Source organism: Streptomyces sp. NPDC093252 (genome assembly GCF_040683675.1).
GTDB lineage: Bacteria > Actinomycetota > Actinomycetes > Streptomycetales > Streptomycetaceae > Streptomyces.
Genome location: NZ_JBFBEM010000012.1, coordinates 88,935 through 103,408 on the forward strand (window position 1 = coordinate 88,935; position 14,474 = coordinate 103,408).

Here is a 14,474-nt window from a genome sequence, read left to right on the forward strand (position 1 = left end):
CGCCCCCCGGCGCCCACGCGCCCGGCGTGCCCCGCCGGGGGCCCCGGCTCGTTCTCGCCGTTCTCCTCCTCGTCCCCGTCACCGCCGTGCTCGGCTTCCGGCTCGCCGACGCCGACGGCGTCACCCCCGTCCCCCAGCTCCTCGCCTTCCTGCCCTGGCTGCTCGCCCCCGCCGGGCTCGGGCTGCTCCTCGCGGGGCTCGCCCGGTGGTGGACCGGGGTGGTGTGGGGTGTCGCCCTGTTGGGGCTGCTCGCCTGGTACATCGAGCCGTACGGGACGGTCGAGCGGCCCGGCGGGACGCCCCTCGCCACCGTCCGGGTGCTCACCTCCAACGTCGAGTTCGGCGGCGGCACCGCCGCGCTGATCGGACTCGTCCGGGACGAGCGGCCCGACCTGGTCTTCGTCCAGGAGTGCGACCGGCACTGCGACGGACGCCTGCGCGCCGAACTGGCCGGCGAAGACCCCGCCGACGCACACCCCACCGACCGGCACTCCGCCGACCGGCGCCCCAGCGACCGGCACCCCGCCCATACATACCCCTACCGCGCCGCCGTCGAAGGCGAAGGCTCCGCCGGGTCCCTCATCCTCAGCCGGTTCCCCCTCACCCCCGCCGAACCCCTCCCCGGCACCCTGGGCATGCCCGGGGCCGTCGCCGATGTCGGCGGGCACGACGTACGGGTCCAGCTCGCGCACCCCATGCCCCCGCTGCCCGCCGGGCTCGACGTCTGGCGGGAGGAGCTGGACGTCCTGCGGGACTGGGCCCGCGCCCACGCCGACGCGCCCGCCATCCTCGCCGGGGACTTCAACGCCACCCAGGACCACGCCGCCTTCCGGCGCGTCCTCGACGCCGGGATGAGAGACGCCGCCCGGCTCACGGGCCACGACCGCACCCCCACCTGGCCCGCCCGCACCGCGCCCCCGCTCGGCGCGCAGATCGACCACGTCCTCGTCTCCCGCGACTTCTCCGCCCGCGCCACCCGCTTCCTGGACCCGGCCGGGACCGACCACCGGGCGGTGCTTGCCGAGCTGACCCTCCACGCACCGGAGTAGCCCTCACCCGCAGCCCGTCCGCCGGTCAGCCGGTCAGCCGTCCGACGGTCAGCCGGTCAGCCGGTCCACCCGTCCACCCGTCCACCCGTCCGCCAATCCACCCCTCAGCCAGTCCGCCCACCCGGCCCGATACCGCCCCCGTGGCCATAATGACCCATGCCTCCCCAGCCCCCCAGCAGCCGCGGCCTCACCCCTCCCGACTGGCTGGTCCGGAATCTGAGGCCGCAGCAGGCGCCGGTCAACCGGCCCGCCGTCGCCCGCGCCGCGGTCGCCATGACGCTGCCGCTGGCCGTCGGGCTCGCGGTGGGGCAGCCCGCGTACGGGGCGCTCGCGTCCATGGGCGCGCTGTCAGGGGTCATCGGCGACACGGCCGACGCCTACCGGATGCGGATCCTGAACATCGCCATCCCGCAGCTCTTCGGGGCCATCGGCATCACCCTCGGGGCGCTGGTCCAGGGGCACGGCTGGTCCACCGTCGCCGCCGTCACCGCCGTCGCCCTGGTCTCCGGGATGATCTCGTCCATCGGCGCCGTCGCCTCCGTCTCCGGGCTGCTCCTGCTGCTCAACACCGTCATCGGCGCGGGCCTGCCGATGCCGGGGCCCTGGTGGGCCGCGCCACTGCTGATGACCGGCGGCGGGCTGCTCGTGCTGCTGCTCGCGCTGATCGCCTGGCCGCTGCGCTCCGGAGTCCCCGAACGCACCGCCGTCGCCGACGCCTACCGCTCCGTCGCCGCGCTCCTCGCCACCAGCGGCGCCGACGGCTACGAGGACGCCCGGCACACCGCCACCCAGTCCCTCAACCAGGCATACGACCTGGTCCTCGGCCACCGCACCCGCCACCACGGCCGCAGCGCCGACCTCACCCGGCTGATCGCCCAGCTCAACGCCATCACCCCGGTCGTCGAGGCCGCCCCCGCCGCCCATCTCTCGGGCACCCCGCTGCCGCCCGGCATCCCCGCCACCGCCCGGCATCTCGCCGACGCCGTCGAGACCGGCTACCGCGGCCCGATAGGGCTGACCCTCCCCGAGCCCCGCACCGAGACCGCCCGCGCCCTCGACCACGCCCTGCGGCACGCCGCCGAGGTCGTCACCTCCCCCGACGTCGACCCCTACGGGAACGGCATGGGCGACGGACTCGGCCGCCCCGCGGGACCACGGGTACGGGCCGCCCGCGCCGCCCGCTCCGCCGTCCTCTCCGCCGGCTCCTGGCGCTACGGGCTGCGCCTCGCCCTGTGCATCGGCATCGCCCAGTCCCTGGTCTCCCTCGTCCCCGTCCCCCGCTCCTACTGGGTCGCCCTGACCATCACCTTCGTCCTCAAGCCCGACTTCGGCTCGGTGTTCTCCCGGGCCCTGCTGCGCGCGCTCGGCACGGTCGCCGGGCTGGTCGTCGCGGCGGCGGTGCTCTCCCAGGTGCCGCGCGGCTGGTGGGACGTACCGGTGATGCTGGTCCTGGCCCCGCTGATCCCCGCCCTCACCCCCCGGGGCTACGGGTATCAGACCGCCGCCATCACCCCGGTGATCCTGCTGCTGTCCGACACCCTCAACCGCGAGGGCACCGCCCTGCTGCTGCCCCGGCTGCTGGACTCCCTCATGGGCTGCGCCATCGCGCTGATCGCCGGGTATCTGCTCTGGCCGGAGAGCTGGCACACCCGCGTCGGCGCCCGGGTCGCGGACGCCGTCGCCGACAGCGCCGGGTATGTCGAGGCCGCCTTCGGCGCCCACACCGACCCCGCCGCCCGCGCCCGGATGCGCCGCCGCCTCTACCGCGATCTGTCCGTCGTCCGGACGGAGTTCCAGCGCGCGCTGACCGAACCCCCGCCCACCGGACGCCGGGCCGCCGCCTGGTGGCCGCTGGTCGTCGCCGTGGAGCGGATCGTGGACGCCACGACCGCCGCCCGGGTCCGCGTCAAGCACGGCGCCGACCCGCCCGCCCCGGCGGAGGTCGAGCAGATCGCCCGGCAGTTGCGCGAACTGTCCGAGGGACTGCGGGAGGTGGAGGTGCTGTACCCGGTCCGCACCGATCTCACCGGGCCCGCGGGCAGTGTGCTGGAGCCCCTGCGCCAGGAGGTCGCCGCGGCCCGCGCGATCACCTCCCCCCGCCCGTGAGTCCCCTCAACCGGGTACGGCCCGCCCCGTGCAGGGGGCGGGCCGTACCGGGTGGGGGGCTGCCGGAAAAGAGGTCGCTCGTGCCGCGGTCGTCGGACGGCGGTCATCTGACGGCTGTCGTCGGACGGCGGCGGAACAGGGGGCGGGCCGACGCCCCCTCCCTAGCGGCTCTTCTCCAGCACCTTGTCCATGGCCGCGGCCAGACCGTTGGCCCACAGCCGCTCCACGCGGGCGCGCTCGGTGGCGTTGGGGACGGCGTTGGTGCAGGAGGTGCCGGGGCCGCCGCCCGACATCAGCTCGCTGCACGGGCCCGAGTAGTTGTCGGGCAGACCGAGGACATGGCCGGTCTCGTGGGAGGTGACCCGGGTCGAGTTGTACTGCTGGTTCTGGCGGTAGTCGAGGAATATGAAGCCTCTGCCGTGCCCGTCGGTGGAGGCGTAGGAGCCGCGCGGGTCATTGCCCTCGCGGTAGCTGAAGTTGGCCGGTGAACCCTGCCGGAGCTGGACGTTGGCGACGGAGCTGTTCCAGATCTGGGTGGAGCGGGCGATCTGCGCGGCGAAGGTGGGGGCGCGCGAGGCGTCGTAGGTGACGGTGACCGCCGCGGCCGACCTCGGGTTCGCGGCCCGCTGCTCGGCGACGGACTTCAGCACGGCCTCGAAGAAGGCGCGGCTGGCGTCCGACTCGGCGGACTTGGACAGGAAGTGGGCGGGGACGGAAGTACTCGGGGACTCCAGCGGGGCGGGGGCCGCCGCCGCGGGGGCCGTCATACCGAACCCGGCGGTCGCGATGCCGAGGGCGAGGACGACCGCCGTACGGAGCGGAGCGGACGAGCCGGGGAACGAGCCGGGGGACGAGATACGCATCGAAGACTCCTTGGTGGGGGTGAGTCGTTCAACACGAGAGTTTCCGGGCCTGTGGGGCCGCTGTGATGATGTCAGCAGGTGATAGCACCACCCTATCGGGAGAGCGACCACCGCGCCCGGAGTCCCGGTTGACGTCCGTTGCAGCGGATTTGTACGTCTGGTGCAACCCCGGCTTCCGCCTTAGCCTCCGAGGGCATGGAGCTTGAGGTGAGACACCTCCGCGCACTGTGCGCCATAGCCGACACGGGCAGTCTGCACCGGGCCGCCCGCCAGCTCGGCGTGGCCCAGCCGTCGCTGAGCACCCAGTTGCGGCGGATCGAACAGGAGCTGGGCGGCGCCCTGTTCCTGCGGGCGAGGTCCGGCTGCCGCCCCACTCCCCTGGGCCGTCTGGTGCTGAGCCGGGCCCGCCCGCTGGTGGCCGAGATGCGCTCCCTGGTCGCCGAGGCGCGGGCCGCGGCGGCGGGCGGCACCGATCTGCGGATCGGCTCGACCGCCAGCAAGGCCCTGGGCGGCTGGCTGCGCCGGCTGCGCGGCCAGGGCCAGGACCCCACCCTCCAGATGAACGTCTCGCCGAACGCCCTGCTGCGGATGGTCGCCGACGGCCAGCTCGACCTCGCCTTCGTGCACGAGGTGGAGGGCTGCCCGCTGCGGATCCCGCCGGAGCTGCGGCTGCGGGTGCTGGTGGAGCGCGAACCGCAGTTCGTGTCGCTGCCCGCCGACCATCCGGCAGCGGCGGCGACGACCGCGGTCGACCCGCGTGACCTGGCCGGGGACCGCTGGATGATCGACTCGTCGGTGGACGGCGAGTGGGACGCGGTGCAGCGGATGTTCCGGGCCGCCGGGGTCAGCCCGCTCGTCCAGCACGGCGACTACCACACGGCCGGCGCGCTGGTCGCCACCGGCGAGGTGATCACCGTCTGCCAGCCGACCGCGGCCGGCCCCGACATGGCCGTACGGCCGCTGCGCGGCGACCCGATCGGGGTGCGGCTGCTGACCGCGGCCCGTACCGAGACGGAGCTGGACGGGGTCTTCCCCGCGCTGGAGGAGGCGTACTGGGAGGTCGCCCGACTCGCCCCGGCGTACCGGGAGTGGCTGGAACACGACGCCGTACGGCAGATGGCGACGCCGGTCCCAGCCCTTCCCCCGGACCTTCTGCGGCTGCCTCAGACGCCGATGTCCCTGCCGTCGGTGCGGTAGACCGCGACGACCGCCGGGCGGTTGATCCTGCCGGGTCCGTCGGGCCAGGCGCTCAGCGGGTTCTCCGCGGAGGCGCCGTCCAGCTCGCCCGGGTGCTGTACGGCGACCAGGACGCGGCGGTCCTGGATGATCGGGCCGCAGGTCTCGGCGCCCTTGGGCACGGTGAGGAACTGCTTCAGCTCGCCCTTGCGGTCACCGCGGGTGGCGACGCCGAAGAGGCCGTCGTGCGAGCCGAGCTGGTTGCCGTCGGTGGAGATCCACAGATTGCCGTGGTCGTCGAAGGCGACATTGTCCGGGCAGGAGATCGGCGACACCTTCTCCTTCGGGAACCCGGCGAAGTAGGTCGCGGGGTCCTTGGGGTCACCGGCGACCAGGAAGAGCGTCCAGGCGAAGCTGGTGGAGTCGGCCCGGTTCCAGCGCTCGGTCAGCTCCAGGATGTGCCCGTGCTTGTTGGCGTTGCGCGGGTTGGCCTCGTCCGCCTTGGCGTTGGTGCCGATGCCGCGGTTGGAGTTGTTGGTGAGGGCGAGGTAGACCTTGCCGGAGTGCGGGTTGGGCTCGACGTCCTCGGGGCGGTCCATCTTCGTGGCGCCGACCTTGTCACCCGCGAGCCGGGTGAAGACGAACACCTCGTCGGCGGTCATCCCGGCGACGTGCGAGACGGCGCCCTTGCTGGTCGCGGTGGCCAGCGGCACCCACTCACCCGACCCGTCGAACTCACCGTCGGCCGGGAGCTTGCCGCTCCCGTCGATCTCGATGGCGGGCGAGTCCCCGGTCAGCTTCGCCACATACAGCGTGCCCTCGTCCAGCAGCGACAGATTGTGCTCGCGCACGCTGCGCCCGCTGCCCTTCTTCATCCGCTTGCTGCCGACGAACTTGTAGAAGTAGTCGAAGCGCTCGTCGTCGCCGGAGTAGACGACCGGGCGGCCGTCGTCCGTGAGCCGGACGGTGGCGCCCTCGTGCTTGAAGCGGCCCAGCGCGGTGTGCTTGCGCGGGGTGGAGTCCGGGTCGCTGGGGTCCAGCTCGACGACATAGCCGAAGCGGTGCGGCTCGTTGGGCTCCTGGGCGACGTCGAAGCGCTTGTCGAAACGCTCCCACTTGCGCTCGCTGGCGGCGGCGCCGAGACCGTAGCGCTTGTCGTTGGGGCGGGTGGCGTTGGCGAAGTACTGGTTGAAGTTCTCCTCGCCGTGCAGCGTGGTGCCCCAGGGGGTGACGCCGCCCGCGCAGTTGTTCAGGGTGCCGAGGACCTTGGTGCCGGTCGGGTCGGCGGAGGTGCGCAGCAACGGCGACCCGGCGGCGGGCCCGGTCACCCGGAACTCGGTGGTGGCGGTGACCCGCCGATTGAGCGAATGCCGCGGGACGATGGTCAGCTTCCCACTCCTCCGATCCTCCTCCACCACGACGGCCGTCAGCCCGTGCGCGGCCCAGGCGATCTCGACCTGCTCGCGGGTCGGGTTGGCGGAGTCGTAGTCGCGGAACATGAGCACCTCGTCGGTGTACTCATGGTTGGCGACCAGGATCTGCCGCCCGCGCTCGCCCGGCACGGGGAGCAGGGCGAGGAAGTCGTTGTTGTAGCCGAACTGCCCGGCCTGCGCCCTGGCGGTCTGCCTGTCCGGGTCGAAGGCCGGGGCGCCGCGCAGAATCGGCTCCCCCCACCGGATGACGATGTTCTGCCGGTACCCGTCCGGGACGGTCACGGCGTCGTGGGTGTTCGGCGCGACGGGCGTGAACCGCAGCCCCTTGGCCGACCGGTCCTTGGCGCCGCCCCACCCCTCGGCGGGCGCGGCCTGCGCCTCCGGCGCCACCGCCGTCGACACGGCGGTCCCCGCGGCAGCGGCGGCGGTGACGACCGCGGCGGCCCGCATCACGGTACGGCGGCTCAGCGCGGTGGCGATGACATCGCCGACGTACGGATTGGCGGTGGTGTTGGGCACCTCGTGGAAACAGGCGTCCCCGCAGCGGAAGCGGCAGGTGAGCGCGGAACGGCCCCCGGGGTGCGAGTCGTCGGAGGTCCTGATGATGGGCAACTGCATACGCACGTGGTTCTCCCCTTGCTTCCCCATTTATCCAGCGTGACGGACGGTAGGAGCACGTTTGTGCGGGAGCGGAGCCGACGCGTGAACGGCGAGTGAAGTAAAGGTATCCGAGCGACGGGTGACGCTAGGCGCGTAGATCAGTCACATGTATGGCCGACATGTACATGTCGGAGGTGGGGGTGAGAGTGGGGTGGGGTGGGGGTGGGTGCGGCAGGGGGCGGGTGTGGCAGGGGGGTGGGAGGCGGGTGCGGGGCAGATGGGGTGGGTGCGGCGCGGGTGGGGGGCGGGAGCGGGGCAGGTGGGGGGCGGGGTGGGGGGCGGGAGCGGGGCAGGTGCGGCGCAGGTGGGGGAGGGTGCGGCGTGGGTGGGCGCGGGTGCGGACACCGGCGCCGGGCAGCGGGTCCGGGTGGCGAGTTCGGGGGCGGATGCGGGTGGCGGGTGCGGGTGAGGCGGCCCACCCGATCCCTCCCCAAGATCACCCCATCGGGCCGCTAACCTTACGTGTCCGTCCTGGCCAGGGATCGACGGGCATCAACTCACGCGAAGGGTTGCGCACATGGGCATTCTCACTCTCCTGCGGAACGCATTCAGCCGCTCACGCAGAGCGCGATCCGCCGAGCCGGAGGGTGCGGGCACCCCCGCGACGAGCACCCTGGCACCCCCGACGGAGGACACCGCAACGGCGGCAACGGTCGGCGCCGGAGCGGAGACCTCGGCGGAAGCGGGCGGGAGCGGGGGCGGGGGCGGCGACACGGAAACGGAGTCGCGGACCCGCACGCAGACCCAGGCCCCGGCGCAGACGCCCACGATCCCCTCCCCGTCCCCGGAACCGACCCCGGTCCAGGTCCCGGAACCCCGGTCGTCCTCCCCACAGGCACACGACCTGGTCTCGGCGGCCTTCGACAATGTCACGGTCCCGAGGCCGGCGGAGCCGGTGGGGGGAGAGGGCACCGGGGGATCGACGCCGGGGGCGGACGCGGCGGAGGCGACGCCGGGGGCGGACGCGGCGGAGGGATCGACGCCGGTCGGGGGCGAGGCGGAGGGATCGGTTCCGGCCGCAGGTGAGTCGGAGGAGGCGACGCCGGTCGCCACTGAGGCGGAGCAGGCGGCTCCGGCCGCGGGTGACGCGGAGGAGGCGACGCCGGTCACCGCCGAGGCGGAGGAAGCGACTCCGGCCGCCGCCGAGACGGAGGAAGCAACTCCGGCCGCAGGCGAGACGGAGGAAGCGACTCCGGCCGCCGCCGAGACGGAGGAGGAGGCTCCGGCCGCCGCGGGTGACGCGGAGGCGTCAACGCCGGTCGAGAGTGAGGCGGAGACCTCGACTCCGGCCGCGAGTGAGGCGGAGCAGGCAGCGGCGGTCGCTGGTGAGGCAGAGGCGTCAACGCCGGTCGCGGGTGACGCGGAGGAAACGACTCCGACCGCCGTTGAGACGGAGGAGGTGGCAGCTACTCAGCCGGAGGTGGCGACGCCGGTCGCGGCCGAGGCCGAGGAGCCCACGCCGGTCGCCGCTGAACCGCAGGAGGCGACGCCGGTCACCGCCGAGGCGGAGATCGCGGAGGCGGAGCAGCCCGAGAGCGCCGAGCCGGAGACCGAGGCCGTTCCGGCGGAGACGGAGCCTGCCCAGGCGGAGCCGAAGGCCGAGCCAGCCGACGAGCCGGAGGCCGAGCCCAAGGCCGCCGACGAGCCGGAGGCCAGCCCCGAGGCGGCAGAGCCGAAGGCCGAGCCGGTGGACGAACCCGGGCCCATCGAGCCGAAGGCAGCCGCCGAGAAGCTGGACGAGCCGGTCGCCGAGGCAAAGCCCGAACCGGAGACGCCCGCCACCGAGCCCGAGACCCCCGCCGCCGAGGCAACCCCCGAGGTCAAGGACCCGGCAGCCACCGAAGAGCCGCCGACCCCGGTCGCCGAGGAGCCCCCCGCCCCCACCGAGGACCCACAGCCCACCCCGGAAACCACTGCCACGACCCCGGAGGCATCGGACCCGACCCCCGAATCAGCGACCCCGACCCCCGAGGCATCGGACCCGACCCCCGATTCCCCCACCCCGGCGGAGCCGACCCCCACCCCCGAACCCGCAGCCGCCAACGGCGAGCCCGCCCCACAGGAACACCCCGCACCCGCCATCGCCACCCGCACGGGCGGTGCGGGTGGGAAAACACCCGGCGACGGCGAAGCCGAGCCGCCCACCCCCACAACCACCCCCACCCCCGCCCCCACACTCACCCCCACCCACATCTACCTAGCCCTGGACCGCTCCGCCAGCATGCGCCCGTACTACAAGGACGGCTCAGCCCAGGCCCTCGCCACCCAGACCTACGCCCTCACCACCCACCCCCACCTCCCCCCGGCGGAGCCGACCCCCACCGTCCACGTCGTCTTCTACTCCACCGAACTGGACGGCACCACCGACCTCACCCCCACCGACCACCACACCAAGATCGACGAAGTCCACCCCACCCTCGGCCGCATGGGCCGCACCAGCTACCACGCAGCCGTAGAAGAAATCCTCACCCACTACGACAAAACAGGCACCGCCCACCCCGCCCTGGTCGTCTTCCAGACCGACGGCGCCCCGGACGCCAAGACCCCCGCGACCCAGGCCCTGACCGCCGCCGCGAAGTCACACCCCCAGATCCACTTCTCCTTCGTCGCGTTCGGCGACCCGGAGAACAAGGCGTTCGACTACCTCCGCAAGCTCAAAACCCCGAACACCTCCTACTTCCTGGCCGGCGAGACCCCCCTGGAACTCACCGACAAGGAAGTCCACGAGGGCATCCTCAGGAACTGGCGCCCCTGACCCCCACCCCTCCCACTCCCCCGGGCCGCCCCTCCTCCCCCTCCGCCAGTCCCCCGGAAATCGAGAAGCGGGCGGCCCACCCCTGTCGGCTACGATTTGAAGGCTCACCGACCCACCACCACACACCCCCACCCCTCCCCACCTCACCTCCCCACCCCTCACCAGCACAGACCAGCAGAGAACCTGGAGCAGCCGGATGGCTCGACACCTCATCACCAGCGCCCTTCCGTACATCAACGGGATCAAGCACCTGGGCAACATGGTGGGGTCCATGCTCCCGGCCGACGTCTACTCCCGCTACCTCCGCCAGCGCGGCCACGACGTCCTCTACATCTGCGCCACCGACGAGCACGGCACCCCCGCCGAACTCGCGGCGAAGGAGCAGGGCCTCCCCGTCGCCGAGTTCTGCGCGCAGGCGCACGACGCCCAGAAGGCGGTCTACGACGGCTTCGCCCTCGCCTTCGACTACTTCGGCCGCAGTTCCTCCCCCCAGAACCGCGAGATCACCCAGCACTTCGCCCGCCGCCTCCACGAGAACGGCTTCATCGAAGAGCGCGCGATCCGTCAGGTGTACTCCCCGGCGGACGGCCGCTTCCTCCCCGACCGCTATGTCGTCGGCACCTGCCCCCACTGCGGCTACGACAAGGCCCGCGGCGACCAGTGCGAGAACTGCACCCGCGTCCTGGACCCGACGGACCTGATCAACCCGCGCTCGGCGATCTCCGGCTCCACGGACCTGGAGGTCCGCGAGACCAAGCACCTCTTCCTCCTCCAGTCCAAGCTCCAGCACGAGGTGGAGGAGTGGGTGGCCGCCCACGAGGCGGACTGGCCGCAGCTCGCCTCCTCCATCGCCCGCAAGTGGCTGACCGAGGGCCTGCACGACCGCGCGATCACCCGCGACCTGGACTGGGGCGTCCCCGTCCCGGCGGACACCTGGCCGGAGCTGGCCGCCGAGGGCAAGGTCTTCTACGTCTGGTTCGACGCCCCGATCGAGTACATCGGCGCGACGAAGGAGTGGTCGGACCAGGCCCCCGACGGTGAGACCCGCGACTGGAAGTCCTGGTGGTACGAGGCCGACACCGGCCCCGACCCCGTCCGCTACACGGAGTTCATGGCGAAGGACAACGTCCCCTTCCACACCGTGATGTTCCCGGCCACCGAACTCGGCGTCCGGGAGCCCTGGAAGAAGGTCGACTACGTCAAGGCGTTCAACTGGCTGACGTACTACGGCGGCAAGTTCTCCACGTCCCAGAAGCGGGGCGTCTTCACCGACCAGGCGCTCTCCATCCTCCCGGCCGACTACTGGCGCTACTTCCTGATCGCCAACGCCCCGGAGTCGGACGACTCGTCCTTCACCTGGGAGCACTTCACGGCGACGGTGAACAAGGACCTGGCGGACACCCTCGGCAACTTCGTGAACCGGGTGCTGTCCTTCTCCAGGAAGCGCTTCGGCGAGGAGGTCCCGGCGGGCGGCGAGCCCGGCGAGGCGGAGGCGAAGCTCGGCGAGGAGATCGCCCGCCTCCTGTCGGACTACGAGACCCAGCTCGAAGCCCTCCAGTTCCGCAAGGCGGCGGCGGCGCTGCGCGCCCTCTGGTCGGCGGGCAACTCCTATCTGGAGGAGAAGGCCCCCTGGCTGGAGATCAAGACCGACCAGCCGGCCGCGGCCCTCACCCTGCGCACCGCCATGAACCTGATCCACCTCTACGCGGTGGTCTCGGAGCCGATCATCCCGTCAACGTCGGCGGAGATGCGGGCGGCCTTCACCCTGCCCGGCGATGACGCGACCTGGGTCACCCCCGCCGAGGCGAGGTCCCTGACCACCCTCCCGCCCGGCACCCCCTTCAGGGTCCCCCCGGTCCTGTTCGCCAAGCTGACGGACGACGACCTGGAGACCTACAAGGACCGCTTCGGCGGCGAGCCCACCGAATCCGCCTGACGACCACCGGACACCAGGCACCGACCACCGACCGCTGGCCACCAACCGCTAGCCACCGACCACCGACCGCTGGCCACCGACCACCGACCACCGGGACCGACCACCCGGCACCGGGGTCCAACCGGTACCCGATCCCCCATGGCCAAACCCCCCGCCCGCAAGATATACATTCCGGACGATCATTCAAATGGGGGGACACCACCATGGCTCTTTTCGGTAACGCGCACGCCATAGACCCGGCCCAGGCCGCCCAGGACTACACCCGGCTCCTGGGCCAGGGCGAGCAGGTGCACGCCGCGTACCAGCTCATCCGCGACACCATCCTGTTCACCGACCGCCGTCTCATCCTGGTCGACAAGCAGGGCATCACCGGCAAGAAGGTCGAGTACCACTCGATCCCGTACCGCAGCATCACGCACTTCGCGGTGGAGACGGCCGGCACGTTCGACCTTGACGCGGAACTGAAGATCTGGGTCTCGGGCTCGCCGACCCCGGTCCAGAAGACCTTCACCAAGGGCGTCGACATCTACGAGGTCCAGGCCATCCTGACCCAGTTCGTCGCCCGCTGATCCACCACGGGCAGCACAACGCCCCGCACCCGGCGCGAGCCGGGGCGGGGCGTTCGGCGTTCGCCGTCGCGCGTCCTACTTCGGCTGCGGCTTCCGCACCGAAAGGTGCAGCTCCCGCAGCCGGGCCTCGTCCAGCTCCGTCGGGGCGCCCATCAGCAGGTCCTGCGCGTTGCCGTTGAGGGGGAAGGCGATGGTCTCGCGGATGTTGGGCTCGTCGGCGAGGAGCATGACGATCCGGTCGACGCCGGGGGCGATACCGCCGTGCGGCGGGGCGCCGAAGCGGAACGCGCGGAGCATCCCGGCGAACTTCTCCTCCACCGTGTCCCGGTCGTAGCCCGCGATCTCGAACGCCTTGAGCATGATCTCCGGCTCATGGTTCCGGATCGCGCCGGAGGAGAGTTCGACTCCGTTGCAGACGATGTCGTACTGCCAGCCCAGGATGTCCAGCGGGTCCTGGGTCTCCAGGGCCTCCAGGCCGCCCTGGGGCATGGAGAAGGGGTTGTGGGAGAAGTCGATCGCGCCGGTCTCCTCGTCCTTCTCGTACATCGGGAAGTCGACGATCCAGCAGAAGCGGAACGCGTTCTCCTCGAAGTGCCCGGCGCGCCTGGCCGCCTCGACCCGGACCGCGCCCATGATCTTGGAGACCTCGTCGAAGTCGCCCGCGCCGAAGAAGACCGCGTGGCCGGGGGCGAGGCCGAGGCGCTCGGTGAGGACCTTGACGTTCTCCTCGGTGAGGAACTTCGCGATCGGGCCGGTCAGCGCGCCGTCCGCGCCGACCCGCACCCAGGCCAGGCCCTTCGCGCCCTGGGCGATGGCGTACTCGCCGAGCTGGTCGAAGAACTTGCGGGGCTGGTCCTGCACGGCGGGCACCGGCAGCGCCCGGACGTGCTTGCCCGCGAACGCCTTGAACTCCGAGCCCTCGAAGACATCGGTGATGTCGACCAGCTCCAGCAGCGCCCGCAGGTCCGGCTTGTCGGAGCCGTACTTCAGCGCCGCCTCGCGGAACGGGATGCGGGGGAAGGGGGAGGTGACCGTGCGCCCGCCGCCGAACTCCTCGAAGAGTTCCGTCATCAGCCGCTCGATCGGCTGGAAGACGTCCTCCTGCTCGACGAAGCTCATCTCCACGTCGAGCTGGTAGAACTCGCCCGGCGAGCGGTCCGCGCGGGCGTCCTCGTCGCGGAAGCAGGGCGCGATCTGGAAGTAGCGGTCGAAGCCGGAGATCATCAGCAGTTGCTTGAACTGCTGCGGCGCCTGCGGGAGGGCGTAGAACTTGCCCGGGTTCAGCCGGGACGGTACGACGAAGTCGCGGGCGCCCTCGGGGGAGGTCGCCGACAGGATCGGCGTCGCCATCTCGTTGAAGCCCAGCGCGGTCATCTTGTGCCGGATCGCCGAGATGACCGCCGTGCGCAGCATCAGGTTGCGGTGCATCCGCTCGCGGCGCAGGTCGAGGAAGCGGTACTCCAGGCGCCGCTCCTCGTTCACCCCGTCCTCGGCGTTGATGGTGAAGGGCAGCGGCTGGGCGGCGCCGAGCAGCTCGACCTCGCCGACCTCGACCTCGACCTCACCGGTCGGCAGATCGGGGTTCACGTTCTCCGCGCCCCGGGAGACGACCGTGCCGTCGACCCGGACCGTCGACTCCTTGGAGACCTTGTCCAGGGCCTCGTAGGCGGGGGTGCCGGGGCGGGCCACCAACTGTGTGATCCCGTAGTGATCGCGCAGATCGATGAAGAGGATGCCGCCCAGGTCGCGCCGATTGTGCAGCCAGCCACTGAGCCGGACGTCGGTGCCGACGTCAGAGGATCGCAGCTCGCCGCAGGTGTGGGACCTGTACCGATGCATCGTCGTTCATCCAGCCTTCGCTGATCGGAGGTATATCGGGTGTATACGGGTGTATACGGGTGTAGATCGGGTCTATGGGGAAGTGCGG

Annotated in this window: 9 protein-coding genes; 6 read left to right on the forward strand and 3 right to left on the reverse strand. The window is 72.1% G+C overall.

Annotated features, from left to right (window positions below):
* Nucleotides 1-26 precede the first annotated feature (26 nt).
* Both AB0O01_RS24825 and AB0O01_RS24830 read left to right on the forward strand, forming a co-directional pair.
* On the forward strand, nt 27-1,049 hold the full coding sequence (locus AB0O01_RS24825; RefSeq protein ID WP_365316880.1) for an endonuclease/exonuclease/phosphatase family protein: 1,023 nt from the start codon (nt 27-29) through the stop codon (nt 1,047-1,049).
* 156 nt (nt 1,050-1,205) lie between these two features.
* The gene (locus tag AB0O01_RS24830; protein WP_365316606.1) at nt 1,206-3,155 is read left to right on the forward strand and encodes an FUSC family protein; all 1,950 of its coding nucleotides are present in this window, start codon (nt 1,206-1,208) and stop codon (nt 3,153-3,155) included.
* A gap of 161 nt (nt 3,156-3,316) precedes the next feature.
* Here AB0O01_RS24830 and snpA read toward each other — a convergent pair whose 3' ends face one another.
* Nucleotides 3,317-4,018: a snapalysin gene (gene snpA / locus AB0O01_RS24835; protein ID WP_365316608.1), complete on the reverse strand. Its 702-nt coding sequence runs from the start codon at nt 4,016-4,018 to the stop codon at nt 3,317-3,319.
* Nucleotides 4,019-4,213: 195 nt separating this feature from the next.
* Between snpA and AB0O01_RS24840 the strand changes: the two genes are divergently transcribed.
* Nucleotides 4,214-5,215, forward strand: coding sequence for a LysR family transcriptional regulator (locus tag AB0O01_RS24840; protein WP_365316610.1), 1,002 nt, complete (start codon nt 4,214-4,216; stop codon nt 5,213-5,215).
* Here AB0O01_RS24840 and AB0O01_RS24845 read toward each other — a convergent pair.
* Complete coding sequence (locus tag AB0O01_RS24845) at nt 5,182-7,245, reverse strand: PhoX family protein (protein ID WP_365316612.1); 2,064 nt, start codon at nt 7,243-7,245, stop codon at nt 5,182-5,184. The two genes, AB0O01_RS24840 and AB0O01_RS24845, sit on opposite strands and share 34 nt — an antisense overlap.
* Before the next feature lie 559 nt (nt 7,246-7,804).
* Between AB0O01_RS24845 and AB0O01_RS24850 the strand changes: the two genes are divergently transcribed.
* From AB0O01_RS24850 to AB0O01_RS24860, 3 genes are all read left to right on the forward strand, one after another.
* A complete protein-coding gene (locus tag AB0O01_RS24850) occupies nt 7,805-10,042 on the forward strand; it encodes a VWA domain-containing protein (RefSeq protein WP_365316614.1) in 2,238 nt (745 codons plus the stop codon).
* A 196-nt stretch (nt 10,043-10,238) separates the two neighbouring features.
* Entirely contained in the window at nt 10,239-11,978 is a 1,740-nt protein-coding gene (gene metG / locus AB0O01_RS24855; protein ID WP_365316616.1) for a methionine--tRNA ligase, read from the forward strand.
* A gap of 203 nt (nt 11,979-12,181) precedes the next feature.
* Nucleotides 12,182-12,547, forward strand: coding sequence for a PH domain-containing protein (locus AB0O01_RS24860; protein ID WP_355748045.1), 366 nt, complete (start codon nt 12,182-12,184; stop codon nt 12,545-12,547).
* Between the two features lie 75 nt (nt 12,548-12,622).
* Here the strand turns inward: AB0O01_RS24860 and aspS are convergent, their stop codons facing one another.
* Nucleotides 12,623-14,386 (reverse strand): aspartate--tRNA ligase, encoded by a 1,764-nt coding sequence (gene aspS, locus AB0O01_RS24865; protein WP_365316618.1) that lies wholly within the window; start codon nt 14,384-14,386, stop codon nt 12,623-12,625.
* Between the last annotated feature and the right edge of the window lie 88 nt (nt 14,387-14,474).

Excerpts from the sequence above, each read along its gene's own strand:
- AB0O01_RS24830 (WP_365316606.1), top strand. The coding sequence starts at position 1,206 with ATGCCTCCCCAGCCCCCCAGCAGCCGCGGCCTCACCCCTCCCGACTGG.
- snpA (WP_365316608.1), bottom strand. The coding sequence starts at position 4,018 with ATGCGTATCTCGTCCCCCGGCTCGTTCCCCGGCTCGTCCGCTCCGCTC.
- AB0O01_RS24840 (WP_365316610.1), top strand. The coding sequence starts at position 4,214 with ATGGAGCTTGAGGTGAGACACCTCCGCGCACTGTGCGCCATAGCCGAC.
- AB0O01_RS24845 (WP_365316612.1), bottom strand. The coding sequence starts at position 7,245 with ATGCAGTTGCCCATCATCAGGACCTCCGACGACTCGCACCCCGGGGGC.
- AB0O01_RS24850 (WP_365316614.1), top strand. The coding sequence starts at position 7,805 with ATGGGCATTCTCACTCTCCTGCGGAACGCATTCAGCCGCTCACGCAGA.
- metG (WP_365316616.1), top strand. The coding sequence starts at position 10,239 with ATGGCTCGACACCTCATCACCAGCGCCCTTCCGTACATCAACGGGATC.
- AB0O01_RS24860 (WP_355748045.1), top strand. The coding sequence starts at position 12,182 with ATGGCTCTTTTCGGTAACGCGCACGCCATAGACCCGGCCCAGGCCGCC.
- aspS (WP_365316618.1), bottom strand. The coding sequence starts at position 14,386 with ATGCATCGGTACAGGTCCCACACCTGCGGCGAGCTGCGATCCTCTGAC.